The following is a 15,350-nucleotide window of genomic DNA, read 5'->3' on the forward strand; positions in this document are numbered from 1 at the left end:
CTTCGTCAAAACTCGAGCTATTCGCTTCAACCCGCTTCTCCCAACCATTTAATAATGTTCAAAACCTATTAAAATAGATAGGGAAGCTGCTGTGAATAATTGAGGTAATCTAAAAAGAAATTGGCAACGGCCGTTCCAATGGCGATTGTCAGCAAAATCATCAGGAGTCTTGCCTGCACGACTTTGCCTTTTTTGATTAACGGATCTATATTGACGGCTTGCAACGCCCACCAAGTCACTGCTATAAAAATCAGGTGAACGACAATGCCGATTGCAGCCTGCTGTCCCAATACACTCATCTATTACACTCCTTTCTCTGCGTTCATACCCTTTCTTATTATATAAGAAGCACAGATAAAGATGATACATTTTATACAGAACGGAATAATCAGCCAAATCTAGGGCTAATCCCCGCTTAAAGTGCGATTCTTTTACATGGTATACTTTATTGGAAAGGAGCTGGCAAATGTGAATCATTCTTTTTTTCAGCCTGAAAAGCAATATGGTGAGGACCTGCCAATTTTTGATCAGGAATGGGAAGCAATTGCATTCTATTATGATTATAGACAGTCACAGATTGAAGAACTGAATGAATTGTGTCAGTTTTTTAACATTTCTCTTACCTATACGAGAGAAAGCCTTGAAGAGCTTGAAAACCTCTATTTTCAAAGTATACAAGAACTTTTGCTTGCTGATTGGAATCTTCCTATTGAAGAATTCGAGAAAATGATCAGTGTTTATCTTATAGATTGTGTGATTGCCCGCCATGAAGATGCTGAATGGGTTGTAAAACCTTATCCCTATAAAGACGGCGCTTATACACTTGGCTTTAGAAGACATCGCAAATCGTGGCATACAATGAATGCCTGTGATGGTTTATACCTGCGTCCAAAAGAGGATCGCCCGTTGCTGTCGCTGTTTGATTCTCTTGTGCGTTCATAAAAAAATCCTTCTCATAAAGAGAAGGATTTTTTCTTATTTCCCTGCTACATCCAATCTGTTCAAAGCCCGCTGTAACGCAAGCTCAGCCCGACGAATGTCAGTATCATCTGATTGAGAATTCAAACGCTCCTGCGCCCGCTGGCGTGCAGCTTCAGCGCGCTCTTTATCGATGCCTTCCGCTGTCTCGGCAGCCTGGGCAAGGATGGTGACATGATCAGGACGGACTTCTACAAAACCGCCGCTGACGGCAACCATTTCAGTCTGCCCGTCTTTTTTCAGACGGACAGCGCCGATTTTAAGAGGAGCCACGGTTGGAATATGGCCTGGCAAAATACCGAGATCGCCGCTTTCGGCTCTCACACTCACCATTTCGATATCCGCATCGTATACTGGGCCGTCGGGAGTAACGATATTGACTTTAACGGTCTTCATGCTTTTACCCTCCTAGGACCAGATTAAACTTCTACACCCATTTCTTTTGCTTTCTCAACAACTTCTTCGATACGGCCTACAAGACGGAATGCATCTTCTGGAAGATGGTCATATTTACCGGCTAAGATTTCTTTGAAGCCTTGTACCGTCTCTTTTACAGGCACGTAAGAACCTTTTTGTCCAGTGAACTGTTCAGCCACGTGGAAGTTCTGAGAAAGGAAGAACTGGATACGACGTGCGCGGTGAACGACAAGTTTGTCTTCCTCGCCTAATTCATCCATACCGAGAATCGCAATGATATCCTGAAGCTCTTTGTAACGCTGAAGCGTTGACTGTACTTCACGCGCAACCGCATAGTGCTCTTCTCCAACAATTTCAGGAGCAAGGGCGCGTGATGTAGATGCCAACGGATCAACCGCAGGGTAAATACCCATTTCAGTTAATTTACGCTCAAGGTTTGTTGTCGCATCCAAGTGAGCGAACGTTGTCGCCGGCGCCGGGTCAGTGTAGTCATCGGCAGGCACGTAGATCGCCTGGATAGATGTAACTGATCCAACGTTCGTAGACGTGATACGCTCTTGGAGCTGACCCATCTCAGTTGCAAGCGTCGGCTGATAACCAACCGCTGAAGGCATACGGCCAAGAAGGGCTGAAACCTCTGAACCCGCTTGTGTGAAACGGAAAATGTTATCGATGAAGAACAGTACGTCCTGTCCTTGTACATCACGGAAGTGCTCAGCCATTGTAAGGCCTGTCAAAGCAACACGCATACGTGCGCCCGGCGGCTCGTTCATTTGTCCGAATACCATGGCTGTTTTGTTGATTACGCCAGAGTCACTCATTTCGTAGAAAAGGTCGTTCCCTTCACGAGTACGCTCTCCTACGCCGGCGAATACAGAGATACCGCCGTGCTCTTGCGCGATGTTGTTGATTAATTCCTGGATTAATACGGTTTTACCTACACCGGCACCACCGAACAATCCGATTTTACCGCCCTTAATGTAAGGAGCAAGCAAATCAACAACTTTAATACCTGTTTCAAGAATTTCAACTTCTGTTGAAAGCTGATCGAATGAAGGCGCCTGTCTGTGAATCGGATCCTTTTTCGCATCCGCAGGAACCGGCTCATTCAAATCAATATTTTCTCCGAGAACGTTAAATACACGTCCAAGTGTTACATCACCAACCGGTACTGAGATTGGCGCTCCTGTATCTACAGCTTCCATACCGCGCTGAACACCATCTGTAGATGCCATTGCGATTGTACGGACTGTATCATCACCTAAATGAAGAGCGACCTCAAGCGTTAAATCAATACCTACTTCGTTTTCACTTGCAGCTGGCTGTGAAATTTTAATCGCATTATAAATTTCAGGCAAGTGACCGTCTTCAAAACGCACGTCGACGACCGGTCCTAATACCTGGCTAACGCGTCCTTTCTTCATCGCTATCCCTCCTGACAAAATCTTTCTATTCTAAAGCGGCTGCTCCGCCGACAATTTCCGTAATTTCTTGTGTGATGGCTGCTTGGCGAGCGCGGTTGTAAGAAAGCGAAAGTGAATCGATAAGTTCCTTCGCGTTGTCTGTCGCGTTTTTCATCGCCGTCATTCTTGCAGCGTGCTCACTTGCTTTACTGTCAAGAAGCGCACCGAAGATTAAGCTTTCTGCATATTGAGGAAGCAAAACCTCCAGAACCTCCTCTTCAGATGGTTCAAATTCATAAGACGCCGTTCTTTTTCCGCCGCCGCTGCCCAAATCAGATAACGGCAGAAGTTTTTTCTCCGTTACTTCTTGAGTAATGGCGCTGACAAAATGGTTATAAACAAGGTGCAATTCATCAAACGCACCGTCTATAAACATTTGAATCGTTTGACGGGCAAGATCTTTAATTTCTGTAAACGTTACTTCATCTCCAAGTCCTGTTAACTCGGAAATGATCGGAATCTCCCGTTTCTTAAAGAAATCACGGCCCACTCTTCCGATGGCAATCACCGCATACTCATCCTTAGACTGATGACGTTCTTGCATGGCCTGATAAGCACTCCGTAAAACCGAACTGTTAAAAGCGCCGGCAAGACCGCGGTCAGACGTAATGACAAGGTATGCCGTTTTTTTCACTTCTCTGCTGAGAAGCATCGGGTGCTTCACGTTGCCGGAAACTCTTCCGACGTTTGACACAACCTCTTGGATTTTATCCATATATGGCACAAATGATTTTGCATTGTTTTCAGCACGATTCAGCTTAGCCGCAGATACCATCTGCATGGCTTTTGTAATCTGACTTGTTTTTTTCGTTGACGTGATCCTTGACTTAATATCGCGTAATGAGGCCAAAGATTTCACCACCTTTTCTCTTCATCTGCGTAAAAAGAGAGAAAAAGAGAACCTTTTTCTCTCATCAGCATTCGAGTTAGTTGCTTGGTGCAAATGTGCGTTTGAAGCCTTCGATTGCAGCTTTGAAGTCTTCATCAGCAGGAAGGTTTCCTGTTTTCGCAATTCCGTCAAGCAGGTCTTTATGGTTTTGGTCAAGGTACATGTAGTACTCTTCTTCAAAACGTCTGATATCCGCCACAGGAATATCATCGAGATATCCTTTTGTCAGCGCATAAAGAATAGCTACTTGCTTTTCAACCGGAAGCGGCTTGTTCAGATCCTGCTTCAGCACTTCAACTGTACGCGCACCGCGGTTCAGTTTTGCCTGAGTCGCTTGGTCGAGGTCAGAACCGAATTGAGCGAATGCTTCCAGCTCACGGTATGACGCAAGGTCAAGACGCAAAGTACCTGATACTTTTTTCATCGCTTTGATTTGCGCTGAGCCGCCGACACGGGATACAGACAATCCGGCATTGATCGCTGGACGTACGCCTGAGAAGAACAAATCAGATTGCAGGAAGATCTGTCCGTCGGTGATGGAAATGACGTTCGTCGGAATATAAGCAGAGATATCTCCGGCTTGTGTTTCTACGAACGGCAGAGCTGTAATTGATCCTGCGCCTTTCGCGTCGCTAAGCTTTGCTGCACGCTCAAGCAGACGGGAATGAAGATAGAATACATCCCCAGGGAACGCTTCACGGCCTGGCGGACGGCGAAGAAGCAAGGACAGCTCACGGTAAGCGGCCGCTTGTTTAGAAAGATCATCGTATACAACAAGAACGTGCTTGCCGTTGTACATAAATTCTTCTGCCATTGTAACCCCAGCATACGGTGCCAGGTACAGAAGCGGTGCCGGCTGTGACGCAGACGCCGTTACAACAATTGTATAATCAAGCGCGCCGTGTTTACGCAATGTTTCTACTACGCCGCGGACTGTTGATTCTTTTTGGCCGATCGCAACATATACACAGATCATGTCTTGGTCTTTTTGGTTCAGGATCGCATCGATCGCAACAGATGTTTTACCTGTTTGACGGTCACCGATGATCAGCTCACGCTGGCCGCGGCCGATTGGAATCAGTGCATCGATCGCTTTGATACCGGTTTGAAGCGGTTCATGAACGGATTTACGGTCCATAACGCCTGGTGCAGGGCTTTCGATCGGACGAGTTTTGCTTGTCAGAATCGGGCCTAGTCCGTCAACCGGCTGGCCTAGCGGGTTTACAATACGGCCGATTAACTCTTCACCAACAGGAACCTCCATGATGCGGCCTGTTCTTTTTACTTCGTCTCCCTCACGGATCTCACTGAAAGGTCCTAAGATGACGATACCTACGTTTGATTCCTCAAGGTTTTGAGCCATACCCAAAACACCGTTTGAAAATTCGACAAGTTCACCGGCCATACAGTTGTCAAGGCCGTGCACACGTGCAATACCGTCACCGACTTGGATGACTGTACCTACGTCTTGAACTTCAATATCAGATTGATAATTTTGTATTTGCTGTTTTATCAGCGTGCTAATCTCTTCAGCTTTGATGCTCACTTAGGTTTCACCCCTTCTATCGATTTTCCCCGGCTAATTGACGTTCAATGCGCTGAAGCTTCCCGCTTACGCTGCCGTCATAAATCCGGTTTCCAATGCGGACTTTAATACCGCCTATTAAATCCGTCTGCACTTCATTTCTGATTCTCAGTGAAGCGACTCCGGCTTTTTTTGCAAACACTTGTGATAATGGTAACATTTCTGCATCCGTCAGCGGTTTCACTGAATATACGATTGCGTCTTCTGTTTGACGGGCCACATTTGCGAGTTTGATAAACTCATCTGTGAGCTCAGGGACAATCGCGGCACGATGGCGGTCAATCAAAAGAAAAATCGTATTGAGTACGGACTGTGACAAAGAGCCAAATGCATTTTGAATCAGCTCTTTTTTCTTCGCAGCCGGCACCTTCGGATGGTTCAACACATCATTAAGCGCTTTTTCATTTTGAAATACTTGTTTTACAACAATTAGCTCTTCTTCTACTTGATTCAGCTGAGCGGACTCATTGGCTATATCAAAAAGAGCTGATGCATATCGTTTAGAGACAGCTGATCCACTCATCGGCTTTCTCCTACCTCTTTAAGATAGTCCTGGATCAATTTCTCTTGCGCTTGTTCATCCAGTTCTTTTTCGATCACTTTCGACGCAATCATGACAGAAAGAGACGCTACTTGCTCACGGAGAGCAGAAACCGCCTGTTCCTTTTCCTTCACGATTTCAGTTCTTGCTGCTTCTTTCAGACGTTCAGATTCTGCACGTGCAGCCTGAATAATCTCTTCTTTTTGCTTCTCTCCCAGTTTCTTTGCGTTTTCGATAAGAGTTTGGGATTCCTGTCTTGCTTCTTTTAAAAGAACGCGCTGCTCTTCAATCAGCTGCTGCGCTTCTTTATTTTTTTCTTCAGCAGACGTAATTTCTCCAGCGATGTGGTCTTCACGCTGTTTCATTATGTTTAATAGCGGCCCTAAAGCGTATTTCTTCAGAAGCGCTAATAAGATTAACATAGCTAACAGTTGGAACAGGATATCTCCGCCGTTAAACGACAATCCTAGTTCAAGTGGTAATTGAGACATCTACTACGGCAACTCCCTTCTGCAGGTTTTTCTTTGCTGATCCAGCAGCCGCACTTGTCTCTTTTCAGCCGGCAAGGCGGGATGCTTATCAGACATAAAGCAATGGCGAAGGTTCTCTTGGAATGATCTTCGCCATTTTTAGTTCATATAAGGCTTTTATGCTTAGCCAAAGAACGCTAAGAATGCGATAACGACAGCGATAATAGGAAGGGCTTCAACTAATGCGATACCCATGAACATAAGAGTTCTCAGTTCTTTACCTGCTTCCGGCTGACGGGCAATCCCCTCTACCGTACGTGAAACAATCAAACCGTTACCAATACCTGCACCAAGTGCGCCTAAACCAATTGCAATCGCAGCTGCTATTAAATTCATGAAAAAGTTCCTCCTTTAAAATGTTATCCGTTTGGATATAATGTTTTAATGATCATGACTGATTTTATGAGACATGTACACCATCGTCAGCATTGTAAAGATAAATGCCTGGATAGCACCAATAAATAAACTGAATGCTTGCCATGCCAGCATCGGCAGAATGGCACCGATTGTACCGACAAGACCGAGAGCCACGCTTTGCGAATAATGGCTTGTTGCTAATCCCGCAAGCAGGCCGAGAAGAATCTCACCGGCGAAGATGTTACCATACAGCCGCAAACCTAGAGTCAGCGTATTCGCAAACTCTTCGATGATTTTCATCGGGAGCATGAATGGAACAGGTCTTAAATAGTCTTTGGAATATTCCTTGAGCCCTTTCATCTTCACACCATAGTAGTGGGTTAAAGCAACAACCATCACGGCTAGCGTTAATGTAATGGCAGGATCGGCTGTCGGAGACTTCCACCAGAGCTCATGTCCGATTGTAATAGAGAACGGCAGCCCCAGCATATTCGACACAAATATGTACATCAGCAATGTGACACCAAGTGCCAAGAAGTTAGCCCCTGTTTTTAAATCCATTGTACTGCCAATAATATTGCGGACGAAATCAACAATCCATTCCATAAAGTTCTGGGCTTTTCCGGGACGGATCGAAAGCGTTCTTGTCGTCAATATAGCAATCAATAAAACAATCACACTCGCCACAGTAATCATCAGAATGTTTGTCAGATTAAAAGTAAGACCTAGAAATTCTATAGTTCTGTAACCATGATTCAAAGGGTTTTCACCTCTCTTCCATTGATGAACGTTTAAGCTGGATAAAGGAATCTATCATAATGACAGGGTATATTGTCATTAATCCAATAACTGTACTTGCCATATGAAAGTATTCGGGATTTTTATAGGCAACAGCCACAGCAAGAATCGCATTGCACCACCGCGCTGCGCTCCCGAGAGATCGTATGGACTTTCCTTTCTCTACAGCTCTGTCAAAAGCATTCATTCTTCTGACGAGCAGTAAAAAATTAAACAAACTGAAAACAGTTCCCAGAATAAGGCCTAAAAAAACGGTTTTATACGCTGTTAAACCATAACCCAGTACATACACTGCCAAAATGAACAATAAATATTTGCGTTGTCTGCTAAATGTAAGCTTGGGATCGTCCATCAATTATCTGTCTCCTGATGAAAAAATAATGTATAGCTTGGATACGGCAAAAATCAGCGGTTAACCCTTAGTAGAAGACCTTTTTTGACCGGCAAAACGGGCCTGTTCGAAAAAATCATTCATCCGCAAGCCTTGCAGGGATGCTGTTTCATTCGCTTAAATAAATCCTCATAATACGGGTTTGCTGAGAGGATTTACATTGAGGATGAGGACTATAATGAAAGCTATGAAAACCTTCTCATAATACCCTCGTTTAGCATACAATAGCCCCTAACATGTGTCAATCTGTTTAAAGTTAAAAAACTTTTTATACTTTACGTCTCCACAGAATGTTCACATTTTCACCTATAATTGTATACAGATTCACCGAATAGCAAAAAACTGGATAAAAAAATGAAACCCCCTTTTGGGGATTTCATTTTTTATTTTGTTCCAAACATGCGGTCACCCGCATCTCCGAGACCTGGAACAATATATCCTTTTTCATTTAATTTTTCATCTAGCGCCGCAATGTAAATATCAACGTCCGAATGATGCTTCTGCAATTCTTCCACACCCTCCGGCGCTGCTACAAGACACATGAAACGGATATTTTTCGCACCGCGTTTTTTAAGGCTGTGAATGGCTTCAACTGCGGAACCGCCTGTAGCGAGCATCGGGTCAACCACGATGAATTCACGCTCTTCCACATCAGAAGGAAGCTTGACATAGTATTCCACGGGTTTTAAGGTTTCTGGATCACGGTAAAGGCCGACATGTCCCACTTTTGCCGCAGGAATCAGCTTTAAAATGCCGTCAACCATTCCCAATCCTGCTCTGAGGATAGGAACCACTCCGAGTTTTTTCCCTGAGATGACTTTCGATTTCGCAGCCTGAACCGGTGTATTGATATCCACTTCTTCCAGAGGAAGATCGCGGGTAATTTCAAATGCCATGAGTGTAGCCACTTCATCTACTAACTCTCTAAAATCCTTCGTACCTGTATTTTCATTCCGTATATATGTCAGCTTGTGCTGAATTAAAGGATGATCAAATACATAAACCTTTCCCATACTGTGTTTCAGCTCCTTTTTTATTGTCCCATCAACAATTACACACTTCTATTGATTCTACAAAAAAAGACATTGAGTTTCAAGAACATCGTCAAAAAACCCGCCGGGCATAAGCCCAAGCGGGTTTTAGGATCTTAATAATCTAATTCTTTATATAAAGGAAATTTATCAGTCAGAGCAGCTACACGCTGTCTTGCTTCTTCAAGTTTTCCTTCATCTTCGTGGTTTTTCAATGCAAGCGCAATGATAGCACCGACTTCTTCTAATGCGTCTCCGTCAAAACCGCGGCTGGTTACAGCAGCTGTACCAAGACGGATGCCGCTTGTTACGAAAGGTTTTTCAGGATCATATGGAATCGCGTTTTTGTTAGACGTAATACCAATTTCATCAAGTACATGCTCCGCAACCTTACCAGTCAGTCCGAGCGAACGAAGGTCAACAAGGATAAGGTGGTTGTCTGTTCCGCCTGAAACGAGCTGGATGCCCTCTTTCGTTAAGGCTTCAGCCAGACGTTTCGCGTTTGAAATGACGTTTTGTGCATATGTTTTGAAATCGTCCTGCAATACTTCACCGAATGAAACAGCTTTTGCGGCAATAACGTGCATCAGAGGGCCGCCTTGAATTCCAGGGAAGATCGATTTATCAATTTTCTTGCCAAACTCTTCACGGCAAAGGATCATACCGCCGCGAGGACCGCGAAGTGTTTTATGTGTTGTTGTTGTAACGAAATCAGCGTAAGGAACCGGGTTTGGATGAAGGCCTGCCGCAACAAGTCCTGCGATATGTGCCATATCCACCATGAAGTAAGCGCCGACTTCATCAGCAATTTCACGGAATTTCTTAAAGTCGATTGTACGAGGATACGCACTTGCTCCTGCTACGATAAGCTTCGGTTTATGAGCGAGGGCTTTTTCACGCACGTCATCGTAATCAATATATTGAGTTTCTTTATCTACGCCGTACTCAACAAAGTTATATTGAACACCGCTGAAGTTGACTGGGCTTCCGTGTGTTAAATGGCCGCCGTGGGAGAGGTTCATCCCAAGTACAGTATCGCCTTGCTCCAAAATCGTGAAGTACACTGCCATGTTTGCTTGTGCGCCTGAATGAGGCTGAACGTTTACATGCTCCGCTCCAAAGATTTCCTTCGCGCGGTCACGGGCGATATCTTCAACGACATCGACGTGCTCGCATCCGCCGTAGTAGCGTTTGCCCGGATATCCTTCTGCGTACTTATTTGTCAAAACAGATCCTTGTGCTTCCATAACCGCTTCACTTACAAAGTTCTCAGAAGCAATCAATTCGATCTTAGTCTGTTGGCGTTCACGCTCATTTTTAATGGCGTTAAACACTTGTTCGTCTTGCGCAGGTAAATGTTTCATCAGCGAGATCCTCTCCTATCCGTATCCTGTTCTTTGTTTTTACCATCACTATTGTACATGGTTTTTAAGGCCGATGTAAAAGATTATTTTTAAAAAATCTAAATTTTTATTGGTAAAAACGAATATTAATAACTTAAATTTAATTTAAAGTTCGGAATTTATTTCACTATCTTAAAATAAAAGAAAAGACTGGCTATGCAGTCCTTTCATTCGCACTCATAAACCGCCCGCACTCCGCCGATTAGTTTCGGCCGTGTACGCGCCAATGTCACATGAGCTGAACCGAGGCTGTTTTGAGAGACACGCACAGGGACAGCCACCGGTTTCAGATGCATGCCGATAAACGTATCGCCTATATCAATTCCGGCGTCAGCCTGAATGGTTTCAACAAGAACAGGAGACTTCATCTGCTTAAACGCATAAGACGCCATCGCTCCGCCCGCTTTTGGAACGGGCACGGCAGAAACGGTTGGAAGCCTGAACAGCTTGGCTGTTTCTGCTTCGACGACAAGCGCTCTGTTTAAATGCTCGCAGCATTGAAACGCCAGATGGATTCCCGTTTTTTCCCGGAGCTCAGCAAGTCCGCTGTAGATGCTTTCAGCGATATCTACACTGCCCGATGTGCCGATCCGGCTGCCGGCCACTTCGCTCGTGCTGCATCCAAGGACGAAGAGCTGATCTTGTTTCAATTCCGCTTGGTCCTGAAACTCAGACAGCATCGTCTTCCACGTTTGTTTCAACTCATTCATTAAACAGCACCCCTACAGGTTTTTCTCTTCATAATCGGAGATTTTTCCAATACGCGTTTGGTGTCTTCCCCCGGTAAACTCAGTAGTCAGCCAGATTTTTGCGATTTCCCGAGCCAAACCAGGTCCGATCACCCGTTCACCCATCGCAAGGATGTTTGTGTCATTATGCTCCCTCGTCGCCTTCGCGCTGAAGGTATCGTGCGCCAGCGCGCAGCGAATCCCTTTTACTTTATTAGCGGAAATGCTCATGCCGATGCCTGTCCCGCAAATTAAAATGCCTCTGTCAACTTCGCCGCTAACCACTTTTTCGGCCACCGGAAAAGCATAATCCGGATAATCGACAGAGCCGCTGCCGCAGTCACAGCCCATATCAATATATTCAATTTGCAATTCGTCCATTAACTCTTTGATTTCATTTCGAATGTGAACGCCGCCATGATCCGATGCAATGGCTACTTTCATCTGCTTTTCCTCCCAGCGTGTGTGATGCGGCCCGCCCGCTTTATTGACCGCGCAGCCTGTCCGCTCTTTGATTCACACCATATGATGTGCTTTTCACTATATTCTACTCCTTCACGCAGGATTTGCAAATGACCTGTTTGCAGATTTTCTGACAACTTATCTACGGTCTTTTTTCAGCTGTTTTGCCAGCTGCCGAAGAAGCTCTTCAAGCTCATCTCGCGTTTGTTTATAGATGTCAATTGAGCCGCCGAACGGATCGAGGACATCACCATGGCTGCCTGTGACATATTCTTTTAACGTAAACACTTTATCACGATAACGTCCAAATTGGCTGGCAATGATCTGTTTGTGCTGATGGGTCATAGCCAGAACCAAATCAGCCGATTCCATAAGTTCTTCAGTTAATGGAGAAGACACATGATTAAGGGCAATGTGTTTTTCAAACAGCGCTTCGACTGCATGAGGCGTCGCTTTCCCATTAGGTGAAGCAAACACGCCTGCCGAGCGGACATTGACATTCAGCCCTTCCCTTTCTGCAATTGATTTAAAAAGCGCCTCAGCCATTGGGCTGCGGCACGTATTTCCAGTACAGACAAAAATAATATCCATGTCAGTCACCCCTTATTTTTCTCTATTATATATGAAGAAAAAAGAAACGGCGACTTCGTTTCTTTTATTGGTATATTAAATTGGCAAAAGCAGCTTTAATCCAAACACGATTAATATGATGCCCCCGAGCGCTTCGCTGTATGTGCCAAGCCATGACTGCACTTGTTTTCCGACCAGCAGGCCCAGCCATGTCAACATCATGCTGAACAGCCCGAACAGGGTAATTGTGAGGAGCGGATGCGAGCCGTATATCCCCAAGCTCAAGCCGACGGAAAAGCTGTCAAGGCTGACGCCGATGGCAAACAGCAATAAGCCCGGCCCTGCCGGTGACATGAATCGTTCTTCTGACTGTTTAAAAGAGGCCATAAGCATTTGAACCCCAAGAACAAAAAGCAGCGCCCCACCGATATAAACCGCTAACACGCCGAGGAGCCCTGACAGCATGTTACCGGCCGCCATCCCTGCGAGAGGCATGATGACGTGAAAGAGGCCGATGATGAAACCAATATAGAATATCTGCTTCTTTCTAAGTTTGACCATGCCCATTCCAAGGCCGACAGAAAAAGCATCCATCCCTAAAGCAAACGCCATGATGCTTAATGTAATCAGTTCGCCTATAAACAAATCCGACATACATAAATAACCCCCTTGGACACGCCCCGCTTTTTTAGCCTATGCGTGTCCAAAAAGGGTTAGAACATCTGACTGCTTTCAGCGAATCACTCTTCCTCCGGCGGCTTTCATCAGCCTGTTCATAATAGCAAGACCGACACCTGTATCCGGAAAGGATTCCGCTATAATGAAATCCACCTTATTCTCATCAAAGCTGCGCAAAGCATCATACAGCCCTGCCGCAACAGTCTCAAGCTGAGCCCGTCTTCCGCAGCTCTTCACATAATCAGCGGAATAAACGCCCGCTTTTTCTTCTGTCGTCAGGACACCGACCCGTCTTCCACCCTGTTGATATTCTTGAATGAGGTGCTGAATGCGCTCTGGGCTGCCTTCGCAAATGGCAAGAGGCGCTGTCGGCGCATAATGTGTATATTTCATCCCTGGAGAAATCGGCTTCTCGTTTTGGTCGCTGAGCCCTTTATCCACATGGATCGGCCCGATCACCGCTTCAATTTGTTCCTTCGTAATGCCGCCAGGACGCAAGAGAACAGGGATGTCGTCCGCACATGAAAGCACAGTTGATTCGACCCCGATTCCGGTAGGGCCTCCATCCACAATACCGGCTATGCGGCCATCCAAGTCGTGAGCCACATGCTCCGCTTTTGTGGGACTTGGCTTGCCTGATAGATTGGCGCTCGGTGCTGCAATCGGCAGTCCCGATTCGCGAATCAATGCAAGGGCAAGCGGATGATCCGGCATTCTAATGGCAACCGTTTCAAGACCTGCCGTTACACGAGGTGAAAGCGCATCAGGTTTGCAAGGCAGAATGAGCGTAAGTGCTCCCGGCCAAAACCGTTTCATCAATGTTTTCGCCTTTTCCGGCGCCGGGCCCGTTAAATCCTCAAGCTGGCTGATATCCGCAATGTGGACAATCAGGGGATTATCGCTCGGCCGCCCTTTCGCCTCATATATTTTTTTGACGGCATCCGTATTTTTTGCGTTTGCGCCTAGGCCATATACTGTTTCTGTCGGAAAGGCAACGACCTCATTTTCTCGGAGCAAAGCGGCTGCTTGTGCAATTTGTGGATCATTTGTGGATAACTCGTCAGTTACATCCACAAACCATCTTTTCGTTTTCATTTCTGACCAAACTCCTTATTCACAACAATAAAACGATTGTTTTACGCGTGTAATCCTTTTGAAAGTATAAAAGATGTCCTGTAATAAAACAAGCGTTATCCACAAATTGTGGACAACGCTAATAAAGAAGTGGATAAGTATGTGTATAAACTGCACTTATCCAGACGCTTTTTTCATCAAAACGGCTCCTTCTGTTTGCCGCGATTCACAGAAGTGATCAGAAGAAAACAGCTCCTCCGGTACACTCTCAGCTCTTTCAAAACCCATGGCCGTCAGAAAGTCCGCAGAGGAATGCTGATTTGCTACTAGGTACACGGTTTTGATCTGATGCTTTTCGCACAGCACCTCCATGCTTTGAAAAAGCGTGACGATGTGGCCTTGGTGAAGCTTGTCCGATATGACAAGTGATCGCAGCAGCCCCTGGTCACAGCTTATTTTTTCAATACCGAGGCATCCGGCAATGTTTTTCTCACTGTCCTCCAGCATAAGAAATTGAGTGAAGCCTTCTTTCACGCCTTCATAGCTGGTTTTTGCCTGTTTTAAAAATGCCTCGAGCACATCTCCGTCTTTTTCCCTTGCCACCCGCAGTTGATAAAACATCCGTTCACCCCGTTTTTGCGTTCTTTCTTCCAATCTATGAGGCAAATCTATTTTTAGACCAGATGATTAGGAAAAAAGGTCGGAAATCCATTCGACTAAAAAGAATTTCACTTCTGTGCCGTCTTCTTTTTCTTCGTTCTCTTCTTTTTTGGCTTTTTCCGCTTTAGCGGTTACGTCCTCAAGCACTTTTTCAGTCTGCTTTTTTGAGGCTTCTTTATCTTCTTGTTCTTTGACGGCTTCCCCGTTAGAAAAATCAAGAAAGCAGAGGGGCGGGAACAGCACACACCACCAGTTGGCGCCGTCTCCGTTTCCAAGCGTAATCAAAATCGCTTCATACTCACCAGCGGGATATACCATGTTGCCGTAAAGCTTTGTCGGAAACGAGATTTTGTCAAAATCAACGGATATCGACTGATTCGCTCCTTCTTTCTCCATTGTTTCCTTTGCAATTGCTTTGATTTCAGGCAGCTTTGAACGAATCACGCGACGCGCTTCTTCAATAGAAGTAATATCCTTTACCCAAGTTGTGATTTCTTTATTCACCGCGTCTCTTATATGACGTTTTAATTGCTGGTCTTGATCACTATCGCTGTTTGCCAGTATTCTCAAACGAATCGCCTGATCAGGTATGACCACCGGCTGATTTTCCGATTTTTGTGCCGTCTCTTCTTTTGCCAGCCCTACGAGCGCTCCGGATAATAAAAGAAAGATATATATACAAATGATTACTGTTTTTTTCATCGGTCCCCACCGTTCCTCTCCGTGCTTTGTTTCTAGCCCTATTATGGACAAGGAGAGCCTGGGATAAACGTGCAGGGTGAAAAAAATCTAGCA

Annotated in this window: 20 protein-coding genes; 1 reads left to right on the plus strand and 19 read right to left on the minus strand. The window is 45.3% G+C overall.

Going from position 1 to position 15,350, the window contains the following annotated elements; translation table 11 throughout:
- Window positions 1-68: 68 nt before the first annotated feature.
- Window positions 69-299 (minus strand): DUF1146 family protein, encoded by a 231-nt coding sequence (locus tag NST22_RS19245; protein WP_003227691.1) that lies wholly within the window; start codon window positions 297-299, stop codon window positions 69-71.
- Between the two features lie 169 nt (window positions 300-468).
- Here NST22_RS19245 and NST22_RS19250 point away from each other — a divergent pair, with 169 nt between their 5' ends.
- Window positions 469-942: a hypothetical protein gene (locus NST22_RS19250; RefSeq protein ID WP_003243900.1), complete on the plus strand. Its 474-nt coding sequence runs from the start codon at window positions 469-471 to the stop codon at window positions 940-942.
- A 33-nt stretch (window positions 943-975) separates the two neighbouring features.
- Here NST22_RS19250 and NST22_RS19255 read toward each other — a convergent pair whose 3' ends face one another.
- From NST22_RS19255 to spoIIR, 18 genes are all read right to left on the minus strand, one after another.
- Complete coding sequence (locus NST22_RS19255; RefSeq protein WP_003227688.1) at window positions 976-1,374, minus strand: F0F1 ATP synthase subunit epsilon; 399 nt, start codon at window positions 1,372-1,374, stop codon at window positions 976-978.
- 23 nt (window positions 1,375-1,397) lie between these two features.
- Window positions 1,398-2,819 carry a F0F1 ATP synthase subunit beta gene (gene atpD, locus NST22_RS19260; protein WP_003227686.1) on the minus strand — a complete coding sequence of 474 codons (1,422 nt, stop codon included), beginning with the start codon at window positions 2,817-2,819 and terminating at the stop codon, window positions 1,398-1,400.
- A gap of 25 nt (window positions 2,820-2,844) precedes the next feature.
- Window positions 2,845-3,708 (minus strand): ATP synthase F1 subunit gamma, encoded by an 864-nt coding sequence (atpG, locus tag NST22_RS19265; protein WP_003244388.1) that lies wholly within the window; start codon window positions 3,706-3,708, stop codon window positions 2,845-2,847.
- Between the two features lie 76 nt (window positions 3,709-3,784).
- Window positions 3,785-5,293 (minus strand): F0F1 ATP synthase subunit alpha, encoded by a 1,509-nt coding sequence (gene atpA, locus NST22_RS19270; protein ID WP_003243657.1) that lies wholly within the window; start codon window positions 5,291-5,293, stop codon window positions 3,785-3,787.
- 16 nt (window positions 5,294-5,309) lie between these two features.
- Complete coding sequence (locus tag NST22_RS19275) at window positions 5,310-5,855, minus strand: F0F1 ATP synthase subunit delta (RefSeq protein ID WP_003243176.1); 546 nt, start codon at window positions 5,853-5,855, stop codon at window positions 5,310-5,312.
- Window positions 5,852-6,364, minus strand: a complete 513-nt coding sequence (gene atpF / locus NST22_RS19280; protein WP_003244051.1) for a F0F1 ATP synthase subunit B — start codon at window positions 6,362-6,364, stop codon at window positions 5,852-5,854. The genes NST22_RS19275 and atpF overlap by 4 nt, the downstream gene beginning before the upstream one ends.
- A gap of 162 nt (window positions 6,365-6,526) precedes the next feature.
- Complete coding sequence (atpE, locus tag NST22_RS19285; protein WP_003151167.1) at window positions 6,527-6,739, minus strand: F0F1 ATP synthase subunit C; 213 nt, start codon at window positions 6,737-6,739, stop codon at window positions 6,527-6,529.
- Window positions 6,740-6,784: 45 nt separating this feature from the next.
- Window positions 6,785-7,519 (minus strand): F0F1 ATP synthase subunit A, encoded by a 735-nt coding sequence (atpB, locus tag NST22_RS19290; RefSeq protein WP_003242621.1) that lies wholly within the window; start codon window positions 7,517-7,519, stop codon window positions 6,785-6,787.
- A gap of 7 nt (window positions 7,520-7,526) precedes the next feature.
- Window positions 7,527-7,910: an ATP synthase subunit I gene (atpI, locus tag NST22_RS19295; protein ID WP_003243159.1), complete on the minus strand. Its 384-nt coding sequence runs from the start codon at window positions 7,908-7,910 to the stop codon at window positions 7,527-7,529.
- 422 nt (window positions 7,911-8,332) lie between these two features.
- Window positions 8,333-8,962, minus strand: coding sequence for a uracil phosphoribosyltransferase (gene upp, locus NST22_RS19300; protein ID WP_003227670.1), 630 nt, complete (start codon window positions 8,960-8,962; stop codon window positions 8,333-8,335).
- A 134-nt stretch (window positions 8,963-9,096) separates the two neighbouring features.
- Window positions 9,097-10,344, minus strand: coding sequence for a serine hydroxymethyltransferase (glyA, locus tag NST22_RS19305; protein WP_003227669.1), 1,248 nt, complete (start codon window positions 10,342-10,344; stop codon window positions 9,097-9,099).
- Window positions 10,345-10,550: 206 nt separating this feature from the next.
- Complete coding sequence (locus NST22_RS19310; RefSeq protein WP_003227667.1) at window positions 10,551-11,093, minus strand: TIGR01440 family protein; 543 nt, start codon at window positions 11,091-11,093, stop codon at window positions 10,551-10,553.
- A gap of 12 nt (window positions 11,094-11,105) precedes the next feature.
- Complete coding sequence (rpiB, locus tag NST22_RS19315; RefSeq protein ID WP_003221910.1) at window positions 11,106-11,555, minus strand: ribose 5-phosphate isomerase B; 450 nt, start codon at window positions 11,553-11,555, stop codon at window positions 11,106-11,108.
- Window positions 11,556-11,711: 156 nt separating this feature from the next.
- Window positions 11,712-12,164, minus strand: a complete 453-nt coding sequence (gene prpB / locus NST22_RS19320; protein WP_003227664.1) for a protein arginine phosphatase PrpB — start codon at window positions 12,162-12,164, stop codon at window positions 11,712-11,714.
- A 75-nt stretch (window positions 12,165-12,239) separates the two neighbouring features.
- Window positions 12,240-12,797 carry a manganese efflux pump MntP family protein gene (locus NST22_RS19325; protein WP_003227661.1) on the minus strand — a complete coding sequence of 186 codons (558 nt, stop codon included), beginning with the start codon at window positions 12,795-12,797 and terminating at the stop codon, window positions 12,240-12,242.
- Between the two features lie 78 nt (window positions 12,798-12,875).
- Window positions 12,876-13,916 (minus strand): L-threonylcarbamoyladenylate synthase, encoded by a 1,041-nt coding sequence (locus NST22_RS19330; RefSeq protein WP_003227659.1) that lies wholly within the window; start codon window positions 13,914-13,916, stop codon window positions 12,876-12,878.
- A gap of 156 nt (window positions 13,917-14,072) precedes the next feature.
- A complete protein-coding gene (locus tag NST22_RS19335) occupies window positions 14,073-14,516 on the minus strand; it encodes a hypothetical protein (protein WP_003244265.1) in 444 nt (147 codons plus the stop codon).
- 66 nt (window positions 14,517-14,582) lie between these two features.
- The gene (gene spoIIR, locus NST22_RS19340; protein WP_003227654.1) at window positions 14,583-15,257 is read right to left on the minus strand and encodes a stage II sporulation protein R; all 675 of its coding nucleotides are present in this window, start codon (window positions 15,255-15,257) and stop codon (window positions 14,583-14,585) included.
- Between the last annotated feature and the right edge of the window lie 93 nt (window positions 15,258-15,350).

This window comes from Bacillus sp. PS237, assembly GCF_037963345.1.
In the GTDB taxonomy this organism is placed as follows: domain Bacteria; phylum Bacillota; class Bacilli; order Bacillales; family Bacillaceae; genus Bacillus; species Bacillus subtilis.

Coding starts and splice junctions, on each gene's coding strand:
- NST22_RS19245 (WP_003227691.1), bottom strand. CDS start 299: ATGAGTGTATTGGGACAGCAGGCTGCAATCGGCATTGTCGTTCACCTG.
- NST22_RS19255 (WP_003227688.1), bottom strand. CDS start 1,374: ATGAAGACCGTTAAAGTCAATATCGTTACTCCCGACGGCCCAGTATAC.
- atpD (WP_003227686.1), bottom strand. CDS start 2,819: ATGAAGAAAGGACGCGTTAGCCAGGTATTAGGACCGGTCGTCGACGTG.
- NST22_RS19275 (WP_003243176.1), bottom strand. CDS start 5,855: ATGAGTGGATCAGCTGTCTCTAAACGATATGCATCAGCTCTTTTTGAT.
- atpF (WP_003244051.1), bottom strand. CDS start 6,364: ATGTCTCAATTACCACTTGAACTAGGATTGTCGTTTAACGGCGGAGAT.
- atpE (WP_003151167.1), bottom strand. CDS start 6,739: ATGAATTTAATAGCAGCTGCGATTGCAATTGGTTTAGGCGCACTTGGT.
- atpI (WP_003243159.1), bottom strand. CDS start 7,910: ATGGACGATCCCAAGCTTACATTTAGCAGACAACGCAAATATTTATTG.
- upp (WP_003227670.1), bottom strand. CDS start 8,962: ATGGGAAAGGTTTATGTATTTGATCATCCTTTAATTCAGCACAAGCTG.
- glyA (WP_003227669.1), bottom strand. CDS start 10,344: ATGAAACATTTACCTGCGCAAGACGAACAAGTGTTTAACGCCATTAAA.
- NST22_RS19310 (WP_003227667.1), bottom strand. CDS start 11,093: ATGAATGAGTTGAAACAAACGTGGAAGACGATGCTGTCTGAGTTTCAG.
- rpiB (WP_003221910.1), bottom strand. CDS start 11,555: ATGAAAGTAGCCATTGCATCGGATCATGGCGGCGTTCACATTCGAAAT.
- prpB (WP_003227664.1), bottom strand. CDS start 12,164: ATGGATATTATTTTTGTCTGTACTGGAAATACGTGCCGCAGCCCAATG.
- NST22_RS19325 (WP_003227661.1), bottom strand. CDS start 12,797: ATGTCGGATTTGTTTATAGGCGAACTGATTACATTAAGCATCATGGCG.
- NST22_RS19330 (WP_003227659.1), bottom strand. CDS start 13,916: ATGAAAACGAAAAGATGGTTTGTGGATGTAACTGACGAGTTATCCACA.
- NST22_RS19335 (WP_003244265.1), bottom strand. CDS start 14,516: ATGTTTTATCAACTGCGGGTGGCAAGGGAAAAAGACGGAGATGTGCTC.
- spoIIR (WP_003227654.1), bottom strand. CDS start 15,257: ATGAAAAAAACAGTAATCATTTGTATATATATCTTTCTTTTATTATCC.